The organism is Bengtsoniella intestinalis (genome assembly GCF_039719005.1).
Lineage (GTDB): Bacteria > Bacillota > Clostridia > Oscillospirales > Oscillospiraceae > Oscillibacter > Oscillibacter intestinalis.
Map to the genome: position 1 here is coordinate 672911 of NZ_CP133584.1, position 25477 is coordinate 698387.

A 25477-nucleotide genomic window follows, 5' to 3' on the forward strand; every position below is an offset into this window, starting at 1 on the left:
GGTTACACCTCCTCTGTTTCAACAGGGCTCATAATGGCATCAAACAGAGTGTTGACCCGTTCTTGGTGCCCCTGTAAATACAGCCAACCAAACAGAGATTCCAGTGCTGTGGCGGCAGCATAATCGGCACGGCTGGCATGGCTGGGCACAGAGTGGACTTGGGCATTGCGTCCACGTTTGTACACCGCCAACTCCTCATCAGTAAGCAGTGGCAAAATCTTTTTAGCGTGAGCAGATTGGGCTTCTGCGCACACCAATTTGATGGTGGCGCGGTGCAGGCCTTTGCCAGTGGCCTTGCCCTGCTTGCACAAATGGGTACGCACTAATAATTCAAACACACCGTCGCCGATATGGGCAAGGCCGATGGCACTGATAGTGCGGATTTGGTCTAATGTCATTTGGGGGTGGAAGTGATTTTCCATAATTTCTCCTTTTATGGGGCGTCTTTTTTCCTATTGTACCACAGAAACCAATGCCACGCCAGTTTTTTCATAAAAATTTAAAAAAACTATTGACAAACCTGCCAACATACAGTAAACTATATATTGCTGTATCTCACAAAAGATACAGCGCAATATGTGGGGGTTTAGCTCAGCTGGGAGAGCGCTACACTGGCAGTGTAGAGGTCAGCGGTTCGATCCCGCTAATCTCCACCAGACTTAGTGGCCAAAAAAGATGTGCCACAGAAAACACCACACGAAAGTGTGGTGTTTTCGCATTTTAACAAGGAAAATGGCGATAAATACATCGAAAAAGTTCAGACGAAATCGCCTGTCTCTCGTGAAAAAAATTTAACGTGAAAATGGATGCAAACAGGCAAAAGACGTAGTTGGTGGGAGTCGAACCCCTCTTTTGCATCCCTTTCGCCTCAACAACCATAATAATACCTTGAAAAAGCCCTAGATTTTCGGTTTTTACCGAGAATCTAGGGCTTTTTTCGCTTAGTTGGTTCTTCACGAACTTTATACTGCTTCTTTGGTGGTTCTAGTGAATAGCTTTCCATAGACTTTAGGCTTATACTTGCGTTGCGAATCAGAAAATGAGGAGGAAAATACAATGCAAACTAAGAACCTCTGCGCCGCCATCCCTCAAGAGCTACACGATCTGGTCAGCCAGAACCGAGAGGCCAGCGGCCTCACCACCGCCCAGTACATCACCCAGATACTCACCGACTACTACACACAAAAAGAAAATGGAGGAAACAACGTGGCAAACACAAGAACGATGGCATTTCAAATTAGCGAGGAGTTATTCCAGAAGATCAAATCCCACCTCGAACTGGAGACCGCACGCACCGGCAAGAAGCTGACCCAGCGAGACTTTGTGCTGGGGCTCATCGAAACCGCACTAGCTGACCCTACTGCAGAACCCACCGCTTAAACACATAACCTCTATAAGCCACGGCTGACACTCCAACAACTTGGACTGTCAGCCGTGGCTTTTTTCATTTCAAGGAGAACTTTCATGCACGACAAATTCACCGAGCAGGAAATGACCATCGCCAAAGACACCGACCTCCCAGACCTTATCGCCAGCCTTGGCTACCACGTCAAACCCATCGGACGGTACCACACCCTTGCCGAGATGGATAGCATTCGCATTAAAAATCGCAGGACATGGAAACGATACTCCGAGGGTGTGGGTGGCGACGCCATCACCTTCCTGCAACACTTTCAAAACATGACCTTCCCCGATGCCGTCCGTTATCTGCTTGGGTTCAACGGTCATGCGAGAGATAGCCCCCTGTCGCCCCGTGTAAGCCCCAACGTGCCATCCAAAGAGCCACCGCCACCGTTCATCCTGCCAGAAAGAAACACCGACCACCGCAGGGTGTTCGCCTACCTTCGCAAGCGAGGGATCGCCCCCAAGTCATCCGTGGATTTTTGGAAGGGGGACTGCTCTACGAGAGTCACCCCCACCACAACTGTGTGTTTGTTGGTCGAGATGGATCAGGCGAACCAGCCTTTGCTACTCAACGTGGCACCTACGATATGGGCAAAAAAGCCTTTCGAGGAGATGTGAGTGGCAGTGACAAAACCGTAGCATTTCCACTGGGTAGCGCCCCAGACAACCCCACTCTTTTTGTCTTTGAAGCCCCCATCGACCTCATGTCCTATCTGACGCTGAATCGCCATATCACTAGCAACGCCCTTGCCCTGTGCGGACTATACGATGGGGCGTTGGAACGATACCTCAAGGAACATCCCCACATCTGTCACATCACCCTCTGCCTCGATGCCGACTACTGGGGGCGAAAGGCTGTGGTTGAACTGACTGCCAAATATGAGGGGCTGGGCTACACCGTGGACATCCAAGAGCCAGCCCAAGGAAAGGATTGGAACGAGTGGCTCCAAAAACAACATAAGCCCCAAGAAAGGGGGCGATAACCAAATCACAGTACAATATTTATAAGGAGAAATGTCGAATGAAAAGACTCGCAATCACCCTCTGTGTTGCCACTATGCTGGCGACCACAGCCTTTGCCACCAATGCCCTCTACCCCACATCAGTGGAGGAGTTCACTGTGGGCGAGGAGTACCGCATCCACAAAACCTATCAGCTATCTCGCACCGATGACCCTGCCCTCATTCCCACCGATGACTTTGAGCGCAATGGTTTGACCTACACTCTGCTAGATGTGACACGCACTGACACCGTGGGCGTGGACGTTATCCAACACACCGAATCGGTGACACAAGCTAGTTCCACCAATAACACCGACACCGTTCTCACGCAACTATCGCCCACTCTGGATGTAACAACCAACGAAGGTTACATTGGTACTCTTTTTCTCGATGAAACGAGTATGAAAGTCACCACCGATGGCTATGCCACTGGGAGCCGTGACCACAGCGCCACACGCACCTACCCCAACCTTTCGGACAGCGATTTGAGCCTTATCCCCAAGACTGTGGAGGAGGACGGCAGAACTCTTGACCTCGCTGATATTCAGTGGGAGGAGAGTTTGCAGAGCGATGGCATTGGCGGCACCGTCACCCGATATACCGCCACAGCAACCTATACAGGCACCTCCACCTACCAGTACGCCACAGGTTATACCGTCACTGCCAGCTACACTGGTGAGGTGGCGAAAACCGATGTGGATATTGTTGAATATACCGCCATGTTCGGTGGCTCTGTGACCGCTGAAGAAGTGATGGAACTCCCAGAAATCGTAGCCAGTGAAAATGACAGCTCCAATACCATCCTCTACATCGTAGGCGGTGGGGCGACGGTTCTCATTCTAGGTTACGGTGTGTACCTTCTCATCAAACGAAAAAGGGGGACTACATGAAACTGAAAGCATTACTCACGGCGCTGATGCTGTCTGCACTTTTGGTGCTGCCAGCCAGCGCCTACGACATGACCATCTCTGGTGCGGACCAAGCGGACTTCGCCAGAGCCACCTCGGATGACACCATCTACGTCACCGAGAGCAACAACCAAAATTTGAGCAAGGACACTGCGGTGGTGCCGCCCAACATGGGTTACACGGCATCTGCCACAGTGGGCACCCTCCTCAATCCCTACGCCGCCACTTGGGGCGTGTCCAGCACCGTCAGCGGAACGGCGGTCAGCACCACTACCTATGCCTCTACCACTTATAGCACTAGCACCTCGCCAGTGTTCACCTCTGTCAGCAGTTGGATGTACTACGCCAACGGCAGTCTGGGCACCCTCACCATTCCCTCCATCGGGCTGAGTGTTCCCATTTATGAGGGCACCGATAGCGACTCCCTCGCCTTGGGCGCAGGGCACTTTGAGACAACCTCCATCTGGAGCGGTAACGTCTGTCTGGCAGGACACAACCGTGGTGTCACCAATCATTTTGGGCTGATTCACACCCTGACCACAGGCAATACCATCACCTTAGAAACCGCCATGGGCAGCCGCACCTACACCGTCACCAGTGTGAGCAAAGTGTTGGAGACCGACACGTCTATGCTGTCCGCCACCAGTGGCAACCAGATTACATTGGTCACTTGCGTGATGGATGAATCAGAGTACCGCTGGGTAGTGACGGCTGTGGAGGTGTAGCTTTCTGCCCAATTCTATCGCCACAAATTTGTCCATAGTGGTGATAGCTATTGCACCCACCGCTGTGATAGTGTGTTGTGCTAGAAACGAGGTGAGCGACAATGGAAGAAAAAATCATACAGGCACTCTACCACGGCAATCTCGACCCTGCCAATAAATCTGTGGTTCGAGGTAGTGACTACGCAAAGCAGTTATCCATATTGGATAGCGCCGTAGATACCCTAAGAGAAACCATTAGCCCAGAGGAAAAAGAACTGCTGGATAAAGTTCTGTCTACATGGATGACCATGGAGAGCATCTGGGGTGAAACACGGTTCGTGGAAGGTTATAAACTAGGCGCAAGGTTAATGCTAGAAGTGTTCATGAAAGGCGACAGCCAGTTCGCAGATATTTGGGAGTGAGCGAATGGGTATCGCCCCTAACTGTTCGGGAAAACCCCTCGACAATCTGCATCACCTGTGATAGTGTTACTGATACCAAGATGAATTTTGAAGGAGGTACACACTATGAAAAAGAAAGATTTCGTAGCAGGACTGGTGCTAGGAGCCGTTATCTTCGGAGCCACCCCAGCCATCGCAAGTGGCATCATCGCAGAATTATCTAGCCAGCCCATCTATGTGGATGGGGTACAGGTGGAAAAGACCGCCTATTCCATCAATGGCAACAATTTCGTAAAGTTGCGTGACATTGGCGAAGCCGTCGGCTTTGACGTATCGTGGAACAGCACCGAGCAGAGGGTGGACATCGACAGCACCAGCCCCTACACCGCAGACGATGCAGTGATTGTGGACAGCACACCCCAGACGGTGGCTGAGATGATTACCCAAACCACGCTCAGCCAGACGGACACCAAGACTTCGTATCAAATCACCCTCGACAACGCAACCTACCAAGGGATGCTATCCACAGGTGAAGTGGCAACCGCCGAGAATATCACCGCTATGCTAGACCAATTTGCTCAGATGTACCCACACGGTTTGAGCTGGGGAGCCAGCTACAATGACGGTGACATCTACTGGTACAGTGGCACCCACGGTTGCAACTCCTACGCATACCTCCTCCGTGACGTGCTATACGGTACAGGCTGTGAGCCACTCACCACCCACAATGATATATCCCAAGTGAGAGTAGGCGATGTGGTCTACCTCAAAAATAATACCACTGGAGACGGACATTGGGTGGTTGTCAGTGGCACAGGAGAAAACACTTCGGGCTACGCCTTCTTTTACTCCATGAGTGGTAATTCCAATCAGTCTGTGATGATAGATGCACCCTATTACTTTGCAAGCGTTGCGGTCACTTATCCCGATAGCACAATTTATTGCTACTACTAATATCCCCACACACAGCAGTCGATTCGTTTGAGTCGGCTGCTTTTTTTATCCCTAAAATCAAAAAAGGAGATCTGATTATGACAACATCAAAGCGTTCCTATCTCTCCCTGTTCCTTGTTTTCGCCATGGTGCTAAGCCTGTTTAGCCCTCTGAGTACGGTGGCCTATGCCGCCGACAGCTCCACCGTCCCCAGTGGTGTGCAGGTGCTCTACGACAACAGCGTTGACTTCCGTGGCACCTATTATTCCACGAATTTGGAGAGTAGTGTCAACATTCGTACCATCCGTACCACCTATGAATATGGTGGCGAGGACGTATCCAGTTATGCCTTTTGCTTGGACAAGGGCAATGGCCTGTCCTCCACCGACACCTACACCTATTCCACTGAGCTGGTCAATTATCCAGCCGCCCCATTCATTGCATTTATGCTCAATGGTGCCAGAAATCTCGACTGGGATGATGCAACCTTGCAGAGTGTGCAGGGGTGGGTCAACGCAATCGTCTGGCTGACCGAAGCGGGGCTATTCACTGACCCTACCGATTATGAACAGATTGTCATGGCATCAGAGGAACGAGTGGCATCTCTTACCGCTGTGTTCCCCACCACCGAACACACTTTGGAGGCCTCTATCGACCTACTCAATATGATTGTCTCTGGCTACAATAATGGCGATTATGGGAGCTGGAGCTTTTATGTGTACGAAACCGACAATGCCGCCAATCAGAATTTGATGATTGCAGACTACACCCTAGATTTAACTGAATATTGGGGCTATGTTCAGCTCAATAAGACAGACGAAAGTGGCAATCCTTTGAGTGGTGCCGAGTTCACCGTATATGAAGGCTCTCTGGTTCGTGGTACGTTAACCACAAATTCTGCTGGCTATGCGGTATCAGATATGCTTAAACTATCTAGCAGCTCCGCAACTCTGACAGTGGTAGAAACCTCTGCACCATCGGGCTATGCCAGTAGCGGACAGACCTACACAGTCAGTGTGGATAGTGAAACCAACGGCAGTGCAACCACAGCGGCATGGGTCAACAATGGTAGTGCCATTGCCAATAGCAAAATCACAATCCCCACAGAATACGTCATTTTGAAAACAGATGAAGCCACTGGGGAGCCTTTGGCTGGTGCCACATTCCGCTTAGAACACGTCACCAACAATACCACCTATGACTTGGTGACTGATAGCAGTGGCTCCATCCAGCTCCAGTGGCTAGATAGTAGCGCAGATAACTACATCACTCCCGGCACCTATACCGTCACAGAAACCAGTCCTCCCGTGGGTTACTCTCTGTCTGACGCCAAAGTGGAGACCCTTACATTCGAGCTACTGCCTGTCTATAATGACGATGGAGATTTCGACCACTGGGAGCAAAACGACCCCGGTCAGCTTGTTTACGAAAACCCTGCTGACAATACCATTCGTTTCACCAAAATTGATGCCGACGGCAATGTGCTGGACGGTGGCACCTTCAATGTCTATATGAACGGTGCGTTGCTGGGTCAGTACGAGGGCGGCACCATTGTCTTGAGTGACCTCAAAACAGGCTATTACACCTTCGAGGAAATCAGCCCTCCTTCTGGCTACGTCATGTCCTCCAATCCCTACGCAAGCGTGTATGTGGATGTGACTGACACTGCCGCAGATACCTACTATTTGTCAATGATCAACTACGATTATCCCGATATCCAAATTAGAAAGTCCGACCCCACTGGGCTAGGATTGTCTGGGGCTATTTTTGACGTATGGATTGATGGCACCTCCATCGGACAGGTTACAACCAATTCTATTGGCGTGTCCACAATTTCTTATGCCCAGTACGGCGCTTTCCTCAATGATGCCAACGATCCATGGACTGTCACCGTGACAGAAGTACAGGCACCAGAGGGATATTTGATGAGTGACACCAACGTAGTCACTGCTGAAATCCAAAAGGGGCAAACACTTTCCACCATTGAATTTGTCAACGACCCAATTCCAGAAATCCAAATCGCTAAAATTGACTCCGCCACTGGCCTACCCTTGGCTGGTGCGGAATTTGCCGTCTACATCGACGGTGTGCAGATTGGCACCTACTACTCTGACGATGATGGCATTGTGTCCCTCGATTACAATGACTACGGCAATCACCTCGACCTCACTGCCAACAGCTGGGTGATTAAGGTCGTCGAAACAGATGCCCCATCTGGATATGACCTCAGTGATGTCACAGAGCAAGAACTAACAGTCGTCCGTGGACAGACAGTGGCATCTTATACCTTCGGCAACTACAGCTATCCCCAAATTGAGATTTACAAATCCGACGAGGACACCAATCGCCCCCTGTCTGGCTCATTGTTCAAAGTCAGCATTGACACACAGGTGCTGGGCTATTTCTCCACAGGCTCTGATGGCAAAATCCTCATTTCCTACGCTGACTACTACGAATATTTGGGCGTGACCACTGACAATGAGTGGGTGGTAGAAGTAGAAGAAATCCGTGCTCCATCGGGCTATTTGCTCAATGCCGACAACACCCAGACGGCAGTGTTAAATCGCAACCAAGGGCTGATTACATTTAGTTTCCAGAACGAGGCCTATCCCGAAATCCACATCAACAAAACTGACAGCAACGGTAACCCTCTAGCAAACACCCTGTTCTCAGTTTCTGTTGACGGCATCGAATTCGGGCAGTTCTGGACTGACAATAGCGGTATGATTACCCTTACCCATGACACCTATGGCGACTTCTTGGGCGACAGTGGGGCAGACAGTTGGACTGTGACGGTTACAGAAGTCCAACCCACCACAGGCTATCTTTTGAGTGGTACAACCACATCTACGCAGGAGGTCAAGCGTGGACAGGCCGTGGCTGAATTTACCTTCGCAAACTACGAAGTGCCAGAAATCCAAATCCTCAAAACCGACTCCAGCACTGGCGAACCCCTTGCAAATGCGGAGTTTGAGGTGTTCATCAACGGTCAATCCATCGGCAGTTTTTACAGCGATGCTGACGGCCTTGTTCTGCTGGATGAAAGCAACTATGGTAGCACCTTCGACCTCAGTGCCAGCAGTTGGCTGTTCACCGTGGTGGAGGTCAACCCACCCTCTGGCTATGCGCTCAACTACGAGACCACCCAGAGTGTAACCGTCACCGCAGGGCAGATTACGGTGCCCTTTAATTTCTCCAATTACACCTACCCCGAAATCCAAATCACCAAAACCGACGCCGACAGCAATGAGGCCCTCGCTGGCGCTATCTTCGAAGTTGCCATTGATGCCCAGACTTTCGGCACCTTTACCACTGATGAAAATGGTGAAATCCTCATCACCTATGACCAGTATTATGAGTACCTAGACCGTGATGCAGATAGCTGGACAGTTACCGTCCAAGAGCTGAACGCTCCCGGCGGATACCTCATGGATGGTAATATCCAGAGTGCAGAATTGAAGCGCAACCAAGGCCTGCTGACATTCAGCTTTACCAACGCCACCTATCCCTCCATCATCGTGGAAAAGCGTAGTTCTACCACCAACGAATTACTAGAGGGTGCAACATTTGATGTGACGATTGATGCTACCCACATTGGCAGTTGGACGACCGACGAAAACGGTCAATTCACCATCACTTACGCTGAATATGGTGGCTATCTGGGCAACGACACCAATGATGGCTGGACGGTGTATGTCACCGAAACTCAGTCGCCCGATGGGTACCACGATGCAGAAATTGACACCCAGCAAGCCCAGATGTTCTATGGGCAGGACTTGACTCCCTTCGTGTTCGTGAATATCCCTCGCTCTGACCTGTTAATCACCAAAACCGACAGCCTAGATGGTAGCCCTCTGGAGGGTGTAACCTTTGAAGTCAGCCGAGATACCACCAGTATTGGCACATTTAAAACGGATGCCAACGGCGAAATCTTGATTGAAGATTTGGAAGTGGGCACCTACACCGTGCAGGAAGTCTCCACAATCTACGGCTATGTACTCAACGAAACTCCCCAGACCGTGGAAGTCAGCATGACGGACAACATTTTCCTCTATCAGTTAGATTTTGAAAATGACCGCCAGCCTACACTAACTGTCAATAAAATCGATAGCATTACTGGCGATCCCATTCTTGGGGCACTGTTCTCTGTGACTTACCAGAGTAGCAAGACCAGTACAGGTGAGGAACAAAACCTCGGCACCTACTATACGGATGCAAGCGGACAGTTTTCTCTAATTGCACTGGATGAAGGCTGGTACACCGTGACTGAACTTGAGCCAGCCGATGGTTACTCTCTTGCGGAACCTCTAGTGCAGGAACTCCATCTCAGCGGTAACGAGAATGCCGAGAGGACCTTCGAAAACATCCCTCTCTCTGCTATCGTCATTTGGAAGCGAGATGCGGAGGACTCCTCCATTGTTCTAGCTGGTGCCGAATTTGAAATCAGCTATCTGGAGGGCAACAGTGGTACAGGCGGTACGGTTATCGGTCGCTACACCACCTCCGCCAACGGTTCCGTCACCGTCACAGGACTGGAGCCCGGCACCTATGTCATTGAGGAAGTGGTCGCTCCTACTGGCTATGAGTTGAACACCGCCACCCAGACCGTCTACATCTCTGGCGATGAACAGGCGGTGGTGACGGTGGACTTCCGCAACTATAAAATGGCGGATTTGGTGATTATGAAGCAGGATTCTGTCACAGGAGAAATGCTCTCTGGTGCCAAGTTCAAGATTACCTATTCCGACGGTACTGTAGTGGGCAACTCCAATGGCTACTACACTACGGATGCCAATGGACTCATCACCATCAGCGAACTGGAGCATAACGCAACGGTCATTGTGCAGGAGGTCACTGCCCCCGATGGATACCTTCTTGACGAGACACCCCAGACCATCCAGCTCTCGCAGGGGGAAGCCTATGTGCTGACCTTTGAAAATGACCCCATGGGTGGACTTCGGATCACCAAGACAGACGCTGAAGATGGTGACCGCATCTCTGGTGTGAAGTTTGAAATCAGTCACATGAACGGCGAATTGATTGGCACCTACACCACTGACTCTAACGGCAGAATCTACCTCACAGGGCTAGAGGACGGTTGGTACACTGTGGTGGAAATCCAAGCAGCGGATGGATATATACTCGACGACACCCCCTATAATGCGGAGGTCACCGCAGGAGAAATCGCTACCCTCACCATTGAAAACAGCCAGATGTCCAACATCCTTATCCGCAAAGTGGACAGCGAAACTGGCGAGGGGCTGTACGGTGCGGTGTTCATGGTCTACGACTCCACGGGCAACCCCATCGGCGAGTACACCAGTGACCACAGGGGCTACGTCTACATCGACGACATCCCCGATGGTCGCTATAAAATCCGTGAAATCACCGCCCCAGAGGGGTACCTCCTCGATAGCGAGTACAAAACCGTCACCGTCCGCTATGGGTATAGCCCCGAAATCCTTTGGGAGAACACCCCCATCTTAGGTCAAATTCAAATTATCAAAACCTCCGCAGACTACAACTCCACCAACGGTCTTGCCGCTGGCACCCTCCTAGAAGGTGCAGTGTTCGAGATTTACAACCGCAGTGGCACACTGGTGGACACCATTGTCTCTGGTAGCAACGGTCTGGCGGTGTCCGAACCACTCCCACTGGGTACCTACTATATCCGTGAGATTCAAGCCCCCGACAACTATTCCATCAGCACAGAAACCGTCACCGTCTATCTGGAATACGAGGGGCAGATTGCCCGTGTGTCCATCACCAACGAGAGCCTGACCACTGGGGTGTCCATCGCCAAGACTGGCCCTTACGAAGTGATGGCAGGACAGCCCATCCGCTACACCTTCTCTGGCATCGCCAACACCTCTAGCGTGAGTTTGAATAACTTCTATTGGAGAGATTATCTCCCTTGGGAGTTCGTGTTGGAGACCGTCACCACTGGCACTTACAACTTCACAGGCACCTATAAAATCGTGTACCGTGTCAATGACGGTGACTATCTGGTGCTGGCAGATAACCTGTCCACCTTACAAAACTATGAATTACTAGCAAGCCCAGAAGCCTTGGGCTTGGGCAGCGACCAGCGAGTGACGGAGATTATGTTCGTCTTCGGACAGGCACCTGCTGGCTTCACCCAGACCACCGCCCCCAGTCTCTACGGCGCCGTCAACAACGCCGCCACAGGTGGCACCAGCTTCACCAACGTAGCAGAAGTAGGCGGTCTCTACAATGACCAATGGATTCAGAATGTGAGTCGCTGGGTGACCTCGGTGTATGGCTTGCCCGTGACGTTGCCTCGTACTGGATATTAAATCATCCAACCCACCGCCCCGTGCTTCCCAGTGAAGCACGGGGCCTTTTTCTATTCTAACAACAAAAAGGAGAACACAATTATGTTAAAAATCACTGCACTGGGCAACCTCACTGGCGATGTTGTCCTCAAAACCAATGAGACCACTGGCAAGCATTACGCCACCCTCCGTATTGCATCGGATCGCCGTTACAAGGACAAAGACGGCAACCCCTACACCGATTTTATCTCTGCCAAGGTTTACGGCAGGCTGGCGGAGCTGTGCGCCCAGTATGCGTACAAGGGCTGTAAGTTGTTGGTCGTTGGCGACTTCGAGACCATCCAGATTGAGGATTCCAATGTCCCTGCTTTTCTTGTGAAAGCCAATCAAGTGGAGTTCCTCTCTCGTCGTCCTGTGGAGGAGTCTGCTGAATGAGAAACACTGGAACCGAGTACACCAGCGACCAGCAAACCCCTGTCATTCTGGATGAAATGCGAGACTTTCTCCCTGCGCTGAGTGAAGAATCCCTGTCTGCCCTCACTGCCGATATCCAGCAGAACGGTTGCTACGCACCCATCATTGTCAACCAAGACATGGTGATTGTGGACGGTCACAACCGCCAGCGCATCTGCACCGAACTGGGCATCCCCTACAAGCTGGTGGTGTTTGAGTTTGCCGACTTGCTGGAAGCCAAGGAGTGGGCGTTGGAGACCCAGAAGGGTCGACGCAATCTGGAAAAGTGGGAGCTGGGCAAGATTGCCCTCAAGCTACGCCCCGATATTGAAGCGAGAGCAAATGCCCATCGCTCTCTCGGAGGGCAAGGCGGTTTGGATGCCGAGGAACATATGACAACGTTGTCAGATGTTCCTATCCCCATGACCACCCGAAAAGAATTGGCAGACAGCGTGGGCATTGGCGAGGTAACAATGGGCAAAGTGATGAAAATTGACGACTCTGCACCGCAAGTCATCCGAGATGCCCTCGACAACAAGGAAATTTCCATCAACCGTGCCTATCAGATGTTGCGTGAGCTGGAAAAACTGCCAGAGGACCAGCGTGAACAGGCTGCGCAGGATTACATGATTTTAGAGCGTGGAAAAGAGGAACTGGCCGAGAGTGACCGCCAAATCAATGAGGCCACTAAAATTGCGAAGATTTTCATCAAAGCCTTTGAAATGGCCATTGACCTAAAGCCTACCGAGCAGACTGTACGCCACTGGGTGGACTGTTGCCGCATGACCCCCGACGAGATGGAATTGGGCGCAACTGAAGCCGACGAGGTTGCAGAGAAATTCCTCACCATTTCCAAAATTCTCCGTGAAACCATCATCCCAACCGATTGGAGGAACCAATATGATAGAGACAAGACACTATCAGAAACCGAACCTACCCCCAGCTGCTGAGTGCGAAATTTTAGAGCGACTGTCTGAAAATTTCAGCATTAGCTCAGAAGAAATTGCACAAATTCTCAAGCGACATGATGTCTCTGGCGACCCAGAAACCCTGCAGCACAGCTATCGCAAACGACTAGGCCAACGGCTGATGGCCAGCTTCCGAGATGAGGGTGGATGCCGAGCGCTCCTCTCCTCAGGGCGCACCTATGTGGTGTTGGACTGTTGCAATGACCAGAATGTCCTGCAAAAAATCGATAAGCGACTGAGCGCAGATATGGCAGGGCTGGACAATTCCATATATCAGGTGAAAAAGCGAATTGGTCGCCTAAATCGATTCAAAATGCCAAGATTGGAGGAATTAGCATGAGCGAAGAATATACCGAACTGAAGCTATACAGTCCCCTCACTGGCGACTACACCCGTGACGAACCCTTATTTGAGGAGGACTACGAGGAGGATTATGACTATAATGAGCCCGAAGAATGGAACAGCTCATATCTCACTCAGTACCAGAGTGAGATTGAGAAAATGATAGAAAATTATCCTGCTTCCGATAATTCAGACCGAGGGCTGATGGAATACTACCACGGTTTAGAAAGCGTGGATGACAAAGTCCACTCCCTCCATCCCACCGTGGAGACCATTGACGGCAAGCTCTATGGTGTGGCAGTGTGCAAGCTGAAAGCAGAGCTGACCCGTGAGGAACTGTCTGCGCTGAAAGAATATTGCACTGGACAATATTCGGACGGCTGGGGCGAGGGCTTCGAACAGCGAGACATCGACTGTGGGGATGGCTCCTTCTGTGTGCATTTCTGGCAGTGGAAGGATTTCAAAATCCAGACCAAAGAGGAGTTTGAGGTGGATTGTCTCCCCAAGCGCACCCCACACATCCCAAAGTGAGGAGGGGATGCACGTTAGTTATCTTGCCCTACTTCGATAGAGCCGTTGGCATTTTCGTATTCTGTCACACAGCGTTTCAAATACTGCTCAATTTCTTTGTTGGCTGAGCGCCCTTCGGATTCGGCAATATAACGGAATTTTTGAAATAATACTCTGTCCACTCGCAATGTATACCGCAATAATTTATCTTGCATACTTTCACCTCGTATTCACCATAATGGTGGTATTATGACTTTATTTTAGTGAAAATATTGCACACAAACCAAAATAGTGATACAATGACGCAAAAGTGACGCATATTATTTTGACGTATTGCTTACTCTTCAAATTGAATTTCACCATGATTACTTTCGTATTCGCCAATACATTTACGCACCAACTGTAACAAAAGCCAATTCATAGAGCGGTCGTCTGATTTTGCAACATAGTCAAATTTTCGCAATAAATTTGCATCAATACGCAGGGACAAGTGTTTTTCATCTTTTTTCATAATTACCTCCAGAGTGAACCTATTATGACTTTATTTTAGGTTCTTTGTGTGGTATTATGCTACAGTGAACCCGTTGTAGGTTCACTAAATCGCCAAAGGAGAGCATTCTATGAAAGTTGCCATTATCGGTTCACGAGGTCTATTAACCGTTGATATAGAAAAACACATACCGTCTGGTGCTAGTGAAATTGTAAGTGGTGGTGCAAAAGGCATTGACACTTTAGCACGAGATTATGCTTACAAACATAACCTTCCGCTAAAATGTTTCCACTAAAATAAAAGTACCGAAAAAGGGCGCGAAAAGTGCATAGGTTGGGCTCGTAAAAAAAGAGCCATTGTCAGCACCTCAAAAAAGAGCTACCATTAGTTTGTCTAGAACTAAGGAGGTAGCGGAAAGGTGATAAGAATGGCTCAAAAGAATTATATCAAAGATTTGTACGAAAACCAAGAGAAAAGTCTCAATGAAATCGCAAAAATCACAGGACTCAATTATCGCACGGTGCGCAAGTACGCCCATAAAGACGACTGGAACGATGAGCATCTACCCAACATTCAAGCAGAAAGCTATCCAATTTTAGGGGATTTCATCCCTATCATAGACCAATGGTTAGAGGATGACACCAAAATTCCACGCAAGCAACGACACACAATTTGGCGAATCTATTGCCGTTTACGAGATGAAGAAAAATTCCTCGGTAGCTACTCCAGCGTAAAGCGTTATGTGCGCAAGAAGAAATTCGCCATGAGCAGCCAAACCGATGGTTATCTGCCTCTGGCGCATCCCCACGGCAGTGGGCAAGTGGATTTTGGCGAGCACATCTACAACGACGCCTCATCCAAAGTGCGGACAGGCTACGCCCTAACCCTGTCCTTCCCCAATTCCAACAAGGGATACACCCAAGATTTCCCAGCCCAAAACCAAGAATGCTTGCTAGAAGGCATGAAGCAGATTTTTGAGCACATGGGTGGCGTGCCACCCGTCATCCGCTTCGACAATATGTCTACCGCCGTGGTGAAGGTCCTAGACCATGGTGAACGAGTGCTGACCGATGGATTCACCCGATTCATGCTGCATTACCGATTTAAGGCTGAATTCTGCAATCCTGCCGCTGGCAACGAGAAAGGCAACGTGGAGAATAAAGTGGGATATAGCCGCAGAAACGCCTTTGTTCCTGTGCCGACCATTACCTCCTTCGATACCTTCAACGAACAGCTTTTCGACTGGTGCGAGCAGGATGCACAGCGTCTCCATTACAAGCATCAGATTGAGATACAGGAACTGTGGGAAGCAGATCGTGAGGCGCTACTACCCCTGCCAGAGCACCCTTTTTCGGTGTTCCGTTACGAAAGCTTGGCGGTGAATAAATATGGCTTTGTCACCATTGACACCAATAAGTATGGTCTGTCACCAGCGCTGAGTCGAGAGATTGTGCAAGCGAAAATTTATTATGACTGCATTGAATTTTACCATGACCATACCTTAGTTGGAAGTTATAAAAGAAGTTATGAAACACACCAAGAGTACTATGATTGGAAACAGTATGTTGGCGTTTTATGCAGAAAGCCTGGCGGGGTATCTCACACTCGATTCTTCAACCAAATGCCACCTCTTTGGCAACAGCATCTCCACCAAGCCCAAGGACAGGCACGAAAAAGTGCGCTACAATTACTGGATGAAATCGTCCAAGATGGCAACGCCACCTTTTGCGACGAAGTGCTAGAGTTGGCGCATGAGAATGGCCGCACCGATGCGGATAGTGTCCGCCAATGCTACTACATGATTGCCAAAAAGGAACACCGACCAGAGCCGTTGACTTTGGATATTACCACGCCTGACCTACATTACACGCCAAATTTGAGCGCTTACGACGGATTGATAGGAGGTGATTTACATGGTTGAGCAATACATGAAAACCTTGAAATTAGGTGGTTTGGCAAAAGAGTGGACAAGTGTGGAATACCGAAATAATGAGCAATATCTAACCGATTTATTACAACTGGAGTTGCGAGAACGAGAAATAAACCGCATTAACCGCATGGTAAAAAGTGCAGGATTTGGGGTGCTAAAAACCTTGGATGACTTCACTTGGCGCAATGAAATAGCACTGCCAGTTGGACTAACACGAGAGTATATGGAAGATTTGCAATTTTTGGCACCCAAGGAAAACCTTATTTTTATGGGCGCCGTTGGGACAGGCAAGACCCATCTTGCCACAGCTCTGGCGTTGAACGCCTGCCAAGAAGGACGGCCTGTTCGCTTCTTTACAGCTGCATCTCTTGCCAATATTTTATTGGAAAAGAACAACAAGGGCACCTTGAACAGTTTCTTATCTACGCTAAAAAAGGTGCAGTTAATGGTCATTGATGAAATTGGTTTTGTACCGTTGCACAAAGCGGCAGCAGAGCTGTTATTCCAAGTGATTGCCGACTGTTATGAGCGGAAAAGCCTCATCATTACATCCAATCTGGAATTCTCTCAATGGAATACAGTCTTTGGGGATAACCGCTTGACGGCAGCTCTCATTGACCGCTTGGTACACCATTCGCACATAGTCATCTTCTCTGGGGAGAGCTACCGCTTGACACAATCCATGTCCAGGCAACGTGAGCGTTGAGGCTAGAAGGGACAAAAAAGCACCATTCCTAGGTTTTTTCTCCATAGGATGGTGCGCCATCTGCTCTAACAAAATTCGATTGTGTATCCAAATAAGCTCTGTGATTGTGCGAATGTTGCGCTCAACGCATTGCCAAGTGGTTTTATAGTGTTTGGCTACCTCTGGGTACAGCCACTTGGTGATGAGGAGCAGCCTTTCTGGATTTTGTATGACGAGATAGACGGCGTAGCTGGTATGGAAAAAACCTCGATAGTTGGCGGTGATGCCTAAGGAGTAAAGCAGGCTGTAAATTTCTGCAATGTCTACGCTACCCATTGCAACTCACCCCTCTCCATCTGAAAGGTTTTTGGGTAAAACCCCAGTTCCATGCCATATACATTGCCCAATGTTTGAAGTGTACTCATTTTTGTATCTTTGCTTCCTCGCTCTGCATCCCGAATTGTTCTAACAGAAATTCCACTGCGACCCTCTACCATTTCCTGCGTCATCCCTTGTTCTATACGGAACCCTTTTAAAGCAACGCCAAGTTCATTTCTAGCCATTGTGCACACCTCCTTCTTGTTTTCATTATACAAGAAGAATTTAGCAAATAACAGGAAGCCCACTTCCGTTTTCGACATTTTTCAGCAATTTTTTAAGTTTTTTCTCGCTAATGTTATTCCCCAACGCTGACCCTATGCACTTTTACGCGCCCTTTTTGTGTATTTTTAAGTTGACAAAGACACGCTAAAAGAATTTCTTCCAAATTACACCCTGTTTGGAAGGGGTGCACCAATAAAACGCAATGATGAAATTATCGCATACAGCGATATGGTGTTGGCGTTTTGGGATGGTAAATCTCATGGCACGCAATATGTTATAACGAAATGCGAAAAAACAGGGACACCTATCACTGTGATTACCATTTGACTAGGGTATATGCGTAGTCTGTTGTAGGGGAGGCTAGTAGCCTCCCGTGCGGCACAATCTGCACTAAATAGTATTCTTGGGCGAATTCGGATAGTTTGCGCATTCGCCCAATCAACCAAATACCCGAACCCAAGGCCGAGGACGTCAGCGATGATGTCCTCGGCTTTTTGCGTTCTCTTTAGAAAGGGGGAAATTTATCTGATACGTTATTTTGATATGTTCGCAGGGATAGGCGGCTTTCGCTCTGGCCTAACCCGTGTAGGGGATTTCCAGTGTGTGGGTCACTGCGAAATCGACAAGTACGCCCACGCAAGCTATACCGCAATCCATGACATAAAGGAGGGTGAGCGCTATTACCCAGATGCACGACAAATCGACCCCAATGAACTCCCAGACGACCACCTGCTCTGTGGAGGATTCCCCTGCCAAGCCTTTTCTCAAGCTGGCAAACGACAGGGCTTCGAAGATGCCAGAGGCACTCTGTTCTTTGAAATTGCCCGTGTGGTTGAAGCCAAACGACCTCCACTTCTGTTGCTCGAAAATGTTCCCGGATTGCTATCGCATGACCAAGGCCGCACGTTTACTACCATCCTCAATGCGCTATCGGACTTGGGGTATCATGTGGAATGGACAGTGCTTAACAGCAAACATTTTGGAGTGCCCCAGTCAAGAAAGCGGGTGTTCCTTATCTGCTATCTTGATTCCCGATGCGCCGGAAAAATACTTCCTGTCTTCGGCACAGGTGGCAAAGCTCTTGTACAACTCGTCGCAGGTCGGCAGGGCAACCGAGTCTACGATCCCGACGGAGTAGCCTGCACCCAAACTTGTAGTTCTGGCGGTATGGGTGGAAAAACTGGCTTTTATCTGGTGGGCATTAACCGCCGTGAAGGACTGACCCAGCCCAAGGATACCGCCACCACCCTCACCACCAAGGCGTTCCGTGGCATCAACCGCAATGCCACTCAAAATGCTGTGTTGGTTGAACCACTGCCCATCAAAGAAGCTACCAAGAAAGGCTATAAAAACGCCCTTCCCGGTGACTCGGTAAACTTGGGCTACGCAGGAAGCAACACCCGACGTGGCAGAGTGGGCAAGGACATTGCCCATACCCTCGACACTGGTAGTAGCACCCAAGGGGTGGTGCAGGGCGGTGGTCGTATTCGCCGTCTTATGCCCCGTGAATGTCTGCGACTGCAAGGGTTTGAGGAAAGTCAGATTGACAAAATCCTTGCCATCCAATCGGACACACAGGTCTACAAGCAAGCTGGCAACAGCGTGACGGTGAACGTGATTGAAGCCATTGGGCGCAACATCCGCACCACTTGGGAGGAAGTCTATGGTAGGAATTAAGGATCAGTGCTTCGGCGTAGAGGTGGAGCTGACTGGCATCACTCGTGAGCGAGCCGCCAAGACGTTGGGGGAATACTTCGGCACCACGCCCATCCATGTGGGTGGTGTGTATGACAAGTGGGAAATCCCCGATGAGCATGGGGAGAAGTGGACCATCATGTACGACAGCAGCATCCGTGCCGAACGCAAGACGGAGAACGGCTATGCTGGCACAGATGTCCATGCGTTCAAAGTGGAATTCGTTACCCCAAAGCTGACTTACGACAAACTGCCCATCATGCAGGAGTGCGTCCGCCAACTCCGCAAAGTTGGTGGCAAAGTAAATTCTTCCTGTGGCATCCATGTCCATGTGGACGGTGCCAACCACAACCGCCAATCTCTCAAAAACCTCATTGGGCTAATGTACTCCAAAGAGGATATTCTCTTCAAAGCCTTACAGGTCAATGAGGGGCGTGCCCAACGCTGGTGCCAGAAGGTGCGAGAACCCATGCTAGTGCAGGCTCGGAAGCTGTCCTCAGACGAGACCAAGAACCTCACCCAGCTAGAAAGTGTGTGGTATGAGGGCAACAACGGAAGTCGTGAGCATTACAACCACACTCGTTACCATGCGTTAAATTTACACTCTATCTTCTTCCGTGGCACGGTGGAGTGGCGGTGCTTCAACTCCACCCTCCACGCTGGCAAGGTGGCGGCTTACGTCAATCTCTGTCTTGCCATCTCCGCCCAAGCCATCGCCCAGCGGTCTACCGTCATGCGGAAAACCCAGAGTGAAAACGAAGCCTTCACCTTCCGAGTGTGGTTGGTACGACTGGGGCTGAACGGTGATGAATTTAAGAATACACGCAACCACCTTCTGGAACACCTCGATGGTGACAGGGCGTGGCGATACGACAAAAGCAATTACGATGCAAATAAAAAGAAAAGCAAAGATAGATCGGAGGAACGATGATGAAAGAATCCATGCACATTCAAGTTGACAACAACCACTTCTACGGCACCGCCGTGGAGATTTTGGGGCAGATGCGAGGGTTGCAGTTTGACCCCACTGAGTACCCCGACGATGAAACCTACCTCTGGCAGTTGCAAGCCAATTACATCCGCTTTGTGGGCAAGGAATGCCCCATCCCCAAAGGTGATTTGGAGACACAGGCGGTAGCCATGTTCCGTCGTTTAGAGGGTATCGGTGCCCTGCGTTTTTTGGAGGATGCAGATGAAATTCAGTGATGTCCTTTATGGCATCCGTCATTGCACCCGACTCCGTGGCGTGGACAATGAGATGAAAAACCTACAGGCGGAAGTGTCCTATGCCATGGAAAAGATTGAGCAGATGAAGAATGCAGAGTGGGATTTGACTATCAAACTAGAGGATGCACTGACCCACCTAGAACGTGATAGTCAGCAACTCGCTCTGTGTGGTGAAGCCCTCAAAGATGTCTGCGATTCTAGCAAGTTGGACGCTGAGCCCCTCTACAATTTAGTAGCGCCATACCTCGACCCAGAGGGGTGGACACGCTATCAAATTGCAAAGGAACTCACTGGTGTTAATGTCTATTCTGACTTTTACACGGAAGATAATCTCGGCTATTTTGAGGGCGACACCGCCACCGTTCATATGCGATATTTAGAAGCTTCTGCGTTCAGAGCAGTGGAATATGAAATCATGCCCAACACTTGCTATGAACGTGCTGTGCTGGGTGAGGTAGACTGCAACGCCCCATCCTATCTGGAATACCGAGAAAAACTCCACCAACGCACCTTGGAGAAGTTGGGCTGTGTCAAAGAAAAACAACCGCAAGACAGAGCAGAACCGCCCACTCCCACCAAAACGAAAAAGAACACCAAGGAGGTTCGATGATGAATCCCAAATCCCAATCTAATATCTACTACTTCGCCTACGGTAGCAACATCAACCTAGACCAGATGGCGTACCGTTGCCCCAATGCCGAGCCACGGATGGCGGTGACTTTGGATGGCTATGAACTACTGTTCCGCAGAGGTGGCTTCGCCACCATTGCCCCCAAAGAGGGTGGGCAGGTGCAGGGTCTCATCTGGAAGTTGACCCCTCAGTGTGTGGCATCGCTGGATGGCTACGAGGGCTATCCCCGTTTCTATGACAAGCAAGCTGTGTGGGTGAAAAGTTTGTCTGGGGCGAAAGTCCCCGTGATGACATACGTCATGACGGACGAGCATACCAAAGTCCCCACCATGCCCACGGCCCACTACTATGACGGCATCTTGCAGGGCTATCTGGCAAATGAAATGCCCACCGAAGCACTGAACTCCGCTGTGGAGCATTGCAAAAAAGAGGTGGCTGAGATGGAGCGTAATTTGCCTATTCAAAAGAAAAAAGGAGGACAAAATCATGAGCGATAAAATGACGGTACTGGTAGTAGAACCACTAGCCAAACCTTACACCAAGGAAATCGGCACCGACTACAAGGCTATGCAGAAAGAAGTGGGTGGCACATTCCAAGCCGTCTATCCTTATGAGGACATGGTTGCGCTGATTTGTCACGACGAGGGTAAGTTGATTGGACTACCCCCCAATCGCTTTTTGCACGACGAGTCTGGCAACGCCTATGACATGATTTGTGGCACCTTCTTGGTGGTGGGGCTGGGCGAGGAGGACTTTGTGTCCCTCACCCCAGAACAGCAGGAGAAGTTCTCCAACCACTTTGCCAAGGGGTGGATCGTTGCCATTCCAAAAGAACCCAAAACCAATCATAAAGGAGCAAAACATCATGAGAGATAACTACATTTTGACCGCCGAATCGGTCACCGAAGGGCACCCCGACAAGCTGTGCGACACCATTTCTGACAGCGTACTGGATGCCTGTCTACAGAGCGACCCCCACGCACGAGTGGCCTGTGAAACCCTTGCCACCGCTGGCAAAATCGTGGTAGCTGGTGAGATTACCACCAAGGAACTGCCCGACATTCCTGCCATCATCTCCAAAACTGTCTGCGAAGCTGGGTATGGTGCTGCGCAGTATGAGATTGAGGTACTGACCCACAACCAGAGCCGAGACATCGCAGGTGCTGTCTCCAAACGAAACGAGACAGGGGCTGGGGATCAGGGCATCATGTACGGCTACGCTTGCAATGAAACTGCCGAGCTGTTGCCCCTACCCGTGGTGCTGGCCCACCGTCTTGCCAAGGCACTGACGCTGAGCCGTGTCCATGGCTACATTGATGGTCTGCGACCCGATGGCAAGGCACAGGTGTCTGTGGAGTATCATGGCGACCAGCCTGTGCGAGTGTCTGCTGTTGTCCTTTCCTGCCAGCACGATGAGGATGTGGACTTCTATGAGCTGTGCAACACCCTCCGTGAAGATGTGATTGAACCCTCCATCTGGGAGGTGCCTTTGGACGGGCGAACCCAAATTCTCATCAACCCCTCTGGGCGATTTGTGGAGGGTGGCTTTGAAGCGGACACTGGTCTCACTGGTCGTAAGCTGATGGTGGACACCTACGGCGGTCTTGCCCCTCACGGTGGCGGTGCCCTGTCTGGCAAGGACGGTACCAAGGTTGACCGCAGTGGTGCATACATGGCACGATACATCGCCAAAAATCTGGTGGCAGGGCGGCTGGCAGATCGTTGCACTGTCACGCTGGCCTACGCCATCGGCAAGGCAGAGCCTGTGGCAGTGGACATCGACACTCACGGCACTGGCAAGTATGACGAGTATCTGCTGGAGTGCGCTGTCCGTGCGCTCTTTGACCTGACTCCCGACGGCATGATGGAAACCCTCAAGCTGGATCACCCCATCTTTGCCCAGTTCTGTAATTACGGTCACTTCACCCACAAGAATGCCCCTTGGGAGCAGACCGACTTGGGGGATATTGTGGCTGAATATTGCTTCAAAAAAGAGCGTGGCACCTCTGGACGATAAGGGGGCGTGTGCATGAAAAGTTACTATGAAGATGAACTGCGAAGCATCTTTGAGGGCAACCCCTATTTCACCGATGTACGATTTGAGGGGCATAAATGCCGAGCAAAGGTGACCCCAGAGGTTGAGATTGTGGCTGAATTTTTGTTGGACGTCAACCAACAGCTTGCCTACGGATTAAAGGCACAGGTCATTCGCAAGGGCTTCCGACTGCCCCAAGAAGCACAGCTTCAGTTTTCCGAAGTCCCCACATTAAAGGACACCTTCGGCGCAGGAAAGATTGGCTTTCCTCTTTCTGGGAAGCCACTTCCCAACTGGCCTCGTCGGTCACCCACGCCAGAGCAGTACCAGAGCATCGCCCAAGAACTACAGGAGAAGGTGCAAGATGTCTATGCACCGCCCACCCTGCACAAAGTCACCTTTGATGACCTTGCCCCTGCCTCGGAGGTGTTCAACTTCGCTGATGAGCTACTCCAAGGTCGTCCATCCCACAATCATATCAAGTTGACCGCCCACAAGGATGGCAGATATACCGTGGAATTTCAGACCGAGCCTAGCCATGTGATGGCACTGGTGGGAATGTTGGCAGAGAAATATCCCCACACCCATATCCGCTACCGCTGGGGTACTGCCCCTCATCTGCGAGACCAGCAGGAGTGCAACTACCACGGCAGCCGATTGCCCATCGAAGAACACCATGTCAAAGATGGCGCACCAAAAAAGAAGAAAGGGCAGGAACGCTAATCCTGCCAAAATCAAAATGAGGAGGTACTCATGCCAAATCACATCACAAACCAAATTATGTTCGAGAATACCGCCACCCTCTATGCCGTGGCACAGTCCATGCGGCAGGATGGTGCGGTGCTTGGTAGTTTCGACTTTCACAAGCTAGAACCTATGCCACTTTCCCTTGAAATCCAAGAAAGCTCCAAAACAAAAGAAGGGCTTACGCTGTACACCAAATTTATGAAGGAAAGCGCCAAAAGTCGTGATCTGTCTACGGCACAGCGAATGGCGCACGTTGATAAGTGGCGCGCCGTGCAAAATCGGCTCCCTGCTGTTTGGGAACTGGGCAAACGGGCCTATGAAAATCAGCAGAATCATGGGCACGCCACATGGTATAACTGGGCGCTTGCCAACTGGGGCACCAAGTGGAATGCCTATTATCCTGTCCCTTTGGTGGAGGGTTCCAAGAAGATTGAGTTTTCCACTGCTTGGTCTACCCCCATTCCAATTATAAAAAGACTATCTGAAGTCTATCCAGACCAGAAGATTACCCACCGCTGGGCAGATGAGAACATCGGCTACAACGTGGGCACCTGTGTCTACGAAAACGGTGAAATGATTGATATCGACGTCCCCGAAGGGGGCACCAAGGAAGCCTATGAAATGGCGGCTGATATCCGTGGCTTTGACCTTGCGGACTATGGGCTGTCCCTGTCTAAAGATGGACGTACCTATGAATATCACGAGCCTAGCGAACCGGTGGCACCGCCCAAAAAGAAGAAAGGGCAGGAGCGATGACAAACTTTTTTCAAGAAGAACTGCGCAAGATGTTTGGGGATGGAAAAATCATCCCCAAACCACACTTTACAGGTCGCTCCTGTCTGGGGCGACTGGATGACAAGCTGCGTGTCAAAGTGGAGTTTCGCACTTCTGAAATTTCCACCCAATATGACACCCTTCATGTGGAAATTCTCAGTCCTAGCGAGGGGAAAGTAGACCTCATCCGATTGAGTTTGAAGGAGTTGTTGGGGCAAAAGAAAACCTCTGCCTACCCCAACGGCATCACCCCTCATATTTGGGATAAGGATGGTAAACCAAGCTGGTATTCCTACAAGCCAACCTCTGACGATTACCGCACCATGGGTGAAGCAGTTGGCACCTTCGTGTCTGTGTGGCGACCCAAGGAGCAGGAGCAGAATGCTCCCAAGCTAATCTACATCTGCGCACCCCGACCAGGGGAGGTGGAGAAGAACATCGCCTTTGCCACGGAAAAAGCCAAAGAGGTATTCCTCGATGGTGATATTCCTGTCTGTCCTCACCTTATGTTCCCACCCATCGCAGACCCCGAAAATGAGATTGAGGATGAACAGGCTCGCCACTTAGGACTAAAGCTGGTGGAGTCCTGCCAAGCAATTCATGTCTATGGCACGGAGTGGACGGACGGGATGTGGGCTGAAATCCACCATGCGGAAAAGCGTGGCATTCCCATCTACACTGACCAGACGGAGGTGCCAAGGAGCAGACCTGTTCACCCTCGGCAACCTAGCCGATAAAGG

28 protein-coding genes, 1 tRNA gene and 2 pseudogenes are annotated in these 25477 nt (G+C 50.3%); 26 read left to right on the top strand and 5 right to left on the bottom strand.

Annotated features, from left to right (window positions below):
• Window positions 1-2 precede the first annotated feature (2 nt).
• Window positions 3-422 (bottom strand): Mini-ribonuclease 3, encoded by a 420-nt coding sequence (locus RFF05_RS03355; protein ID WP_409969018.1) that lies wholly within the window; start codon window positions 420-422, stop codon window positions 3-5.
• A 158-nt stretch (window positions 423-580) separates the two neighbouring features.
• Between RFF05_RS03355 and RFF05_RS03360 the strand changes: the two genes are divergently transcribed.
• The 13 genes and pseudogenes from RFF05_RS03360 (at window position 581) to RFF05_RS03420 (ending at window position 13941) form a co-directional block, all read left to right on the top strand.
• Window positions 581-656: transfer RNA gene (locus tag RFF05_RS03360), tRNA-Ala, on the top strand.
• Window positions 657-1056: 400 nt separating this feature from the next.
• Window positions 1057-1380 carry a 4-oxalocrotonate tautomerase gene (locus tag RFF05_RS03365; protein ID WP_409969019.1) on the top strand — a complete coding sequence of 108 codons (324 nt, stop codon included), beginning with the start codon at window positions 1057-1059 and terminating at the stop codon, window positions 1378-1380.
• A 503-nt stretch (window positions 1381-1883) separates the two neighbouring features.
• Window positions 1884-1997: pseudogene (locus RFF05_RS03370) on the top strand (DUF3991 domain-containing protein); the annotation flags it as partial.
• A gap of 21 nt (window positions 1998-2018) precedes the next feature.
• A complete protein-coding gene (locus RFF05_RS03375) occupies window positions 2019-2387 on the top strand; it encodes a toprim domain-containing protein (RefSeq protein ID WP_409970067.1) in 369 nt (122 codons plus the stop codon).
• Window positions 2388-2425: 38 nt separating this feature from the next.
• A complete protein-coding gene (locus RFF05_RS03380; protein WP_409969020.1) occupies window positions 2426-3295 on the top strand; it encodes a hypothetical protein in 870 nt (289 codons plus the stop codon).
• Window positions 3292-4038, top strand: a complete 747-nt coding sequence (locus RFF05_RS03385; RefSeq protein ID WP_409969021.1) for a class D sortase — start codon at window positions 3292-3294, stop codon at window positions 4036-4038. The genes RFF05_RS03380 and RFF05_RS03385 overlap by 4 nt, the downstream gene beginning before the upstream one ends.
• Window positions 4039-4139: 101 nt before the next feature.
• On the top strand, window positions 4140-4439 hold the full coding sequence (locus tag RFF05_RS03390) for a DUF6809 family protein (RefSeq protein ID WP_409969022.1): 300 nt from the start codon (window positions 4140-4142) through the stop codon (window positions 4437-4439).
• Between the two features lie 105 nt (window positions 4440-4544).
• A complete protein-coding gene (locus tag RFF05_RS03395) occupies window positions 4545-5372 on the top strand; it encodes a stalk domain-containing protein (protein WP_409969023.1) in 828 nt (275 codons plus the stop codon).
• 77 nt (window positions 5373-5449) lie between these two features.
• A complete protein-coding gene (locus tag RFF05_RS03400) occupies window positions 5450-11668 on the top strand; it encodes a collagen binding domain-containing protein (protein WP_409969024.1) in 6219 nt (2072 codons plus the stop codon).
• 81 nt (window positions 11669-11749) lie between these two features.
• A complete protein-coding gene (locus RFF05_RS03405) occupies window positions 11750-12082 on the top strand; it encodes a single-stranded DNA-binding protein (RefSeq protein WP_409967253.1) in 333 nt (110 codons plus the stop codon).
• Window positions 12079-13050: a ParB N-terminal domain-containing protein gene (locus RFF05_RS03410; RefSeq protein ID WP_409969025.1), complete on the top strand. Its 972-nt coding sequence runs from the start codon at window positions 12079-12081 to the stop codon at window positions 13048-13050. Before RFF05_RS03405 ends, RFF05_RS03410 begins: the two co-directional genes overlap by 4 nt.
• On the top strand, window positions 13001-13408 hold the full coding sequence (locus tag RFF05_RS03415; RefSeq protein ID WP_409969026.1) for a synapsin-1 (Synapsin I): 408 nt from the start codon (window positions 13001-13003) through the stop codon (window positions 13406-13408). Before RFF05_RS03410 ends, RFF05_RS03415 begins: the two co-directional genes overlap by 50 nt.
• Complete coding sequence (locus RFF05_RS03420; RefSeq protein WP_409969027.1) at window positions 13405-13941, top strand: hypothetical protein; 537 nt, start codon at window positions 13405-13407, stop codon at window positions 13939-13941. Before RFF05_RS03415 ends, RFF05_RS03420 begins: the two co-directional genes overlap by 4 nt.
• 14 nt (window positions 13942-13955) lie before the next feature.
• On the opposite strand, the gene RFF05_RS03425 is transcribed toward RFF05_RS03420, so the two are convergent.
• Window positions 13956-14135 carry a TraY domain-containing protein gene (locus tag RFF05_RS03425; protein WP_409969028.1) on the bottom strand — a complete coding sequence of 60 codons (180 nt, stop codon included), beginning with the start codon at window positions 14133-14135 and terminating at the stop codon, window positions 13956-13958.
• 122 nt (window positions 14136-14257) lie between these two features.
• Complete coding sequence (locus RFF05_RS03430) at window positions 14258-14431, bottom strand: hypothetical protein (RefSeq protein ID WP_409969029.1); 174 nt, start codon at window positions 14429-14431, stop codon at window positions 14258-14260.
• A 109-nt stretch (window positions 14432-14540) separates the two neighbouring features.
• On the opposite strand from RFF05_RS03430, the gene RFF05_RS03435 reads away from it, so the two are divergent.
• From RFF05_RS03435 to istB, 3 genes are all read left to right on the top strand, one after another.
• Entirely contained in the window at window positions 14541-14705 is a 165-nt protein-coding gene (locus tag RFF05_RS03435) for a hypothetical protein (RefSeq protein ID WP_409969030.1), read from the top strand.
• 132 nt (window positions 14706-14837) lie between these two features.
• A complete protein-coding gene (istA, locus tag RFF05_RS03440; RefSeq protein WP_409967410.1) occupies window positions 14838-16331 on the top strand; it encodes an IS21 family transposase in 1494 nt (497 codons plus the stop codon).
• A complete protein-coding gene (gene istB, locus RFF05_RS03445; protein ID WP_409967230.1) occupies window positions 16324-17046 on the top strand; it encodes an IS21-like element helper ATPase IstB in 723 nt (240 codons plus the stop codon). The genes istA and istB overlap by 8 nt, the downstream gene beginning before the upstream one ends.
• A gap of 54 nt (window positions 17047-17100) precedes the next feature.
• Here istB and RFF05_RS03450 read toward each other — a convergent pair.
• A pseudogene (locus RFF05_RS03450) lies at window positions 17101-17361 on the bottom strand (sporulation initiation factor Spo0A C-terminal domain-containing protein); the annotation flags it as partial.
• Window positions 17349-17588 (bottom strand): helix-turn-helix domain-containing protein, encoded by a 240-nt coding sequence (locus RFF05_RS03455; RefSeq protein ID WP_409967229.1) that lies wholly within the window; start codon window positions 17586-17588, stop codon window positions 17349-17351. The pseudogene RFF05_RS03450 and the gene RFF05_RS03455, both read right to left, overlap by 13 nt.
• A gap of 583 nt (window positions 17589-18171) precedes the next feature.
• Here RFF05_RS03455 and dcm point away from each other — a divergent pair.
• Genes dcm through RFF05_RS03505 form a run of 10 tightly spaced genes read left to right on the top strand, consistent with a single transcriptional unit; the run spans window position 18172 to window position 25474 of the window.
• Entirely contained in the window at window positions 18172-19305 is a 1134-nt protein-coding gene (gene dcm, locus RFF05_RS03460; protein WP_409969031.1) for a DNA (cytosine-5-)-methyltransferase, read from the top strand.
• Entirely contained in the window at window positions 19292-20254 is a 963-nt protein-coding gene (locus RFF05_RS03465; protein ID WP_409969032.1) for an amidoligase family protein, read from the top strand. The genes dcm and RFF05_RS03465 overlap by 14 nt, the downstream gene beginning before the upstream one ends.
• Complete coding sequence (locus tag RFF05_RS03470; protein WP_409969033.1) at window positions 20251-20529, top strand: hypothetical protein; 279 nt, start codon at window positions 20251-20253, stop codon at window positions 20527-20529. The genes RFF05_RS03465 and RFF05_RS03470 overlap by 4 nt, the downstream gene beginning before the upstream one ends.
• The gene (locus RFF05_RS03475) at window positions 20516-21160 is read left to right on the top strand and encodes a hypothetical protein (RefSeq protein ID WP_409969034.1); all 645 of its coding nucleotides are present in this window, start codon (window positions 20516-20518) and stop codon (window positions 21158-21160) included. Before RFF05_RS03470 ends, RFF05_RS03475 begins: the two co-directional genes overlap by 14 nt.
• A complete protein-coding gene (locus tag RFF05_RS03480) occupies window positions 21157-21678 on the top strand; it encodes a gamma-glutamylcyclotransferase family protein (protein WP_409969035.1) in 522 nt (173 codons plus the stop codon). Before RFF05_RS03475 ends, RFF05_RS03480 begins: the two co-directional genes overlap by 4 nt.
• On the top strand, window positions 21668-22057 hold the full coding sequence (locus RFF05_RS03485; protein WP_409969036.1) for a DUF3846 domain-containing protein: 390 nt from the start codon (window positions 21668-21670) through the stop codon (window positions 22055-22057). The genes RFF05_RS03480 and RFF05_RS03485 overlap by 11 nt, the downstream gene beginning before the upstream one ends.
• Window positions 22047-23198, top strand: a complete 1152-nt coding sequence (metK, locus tag RFF05_RS03490) for a methionine adenosyltransferase (RefSeq protein ID WP_409969037.1) — start codon at window positions 22047-22049, stop codon at window positions 23196-23198. Before RFF05_RS03485 ends, metK begins: the two co-directional genes overlap by 11 nt.
• Before the next feature lie 12 nt (window positions 23199-23210).
• Window positions 23211-23939, top strand: coding sequence for a hypothetical protein (locus RFF05_RS03495; RefSeq protein ID WP_409967241.1), 729 nt, complete (start codon window positions 23211-23213; stop codon window positions 23937-23939).
• 30 nt (window positions 23940-23969) lie between these two features.
• Window positions 23970-24719 (top strand): hypothetical protein, encoded by a 750-nt coding sequence (locus RFF05_RS03500; RefSeq protein WP_409967240.1) that lies wholly within the window; start codon window positions 23970-23972, stop codon window positions 24717-24719.
• Window positions 24716-25474 carry a hypothetical protein gene (locus RFF05_RS03505; protein ID WP_409969038.1) on the top strand — a complete coding sequence of 253 codons (759 nt, stop codon included), beginning with the start codon at window positions 24716-24718 and terminating at the stop codon, window positions 25472-25474. The genes RFF05_RS03500 and RFF05_RS03505 overlap by 4 nt, the downstream gene beginning before the upstream one ends.
• The last annotated feature ends 3 nt before the right edge of the window (window positions 25475-25477 follow it).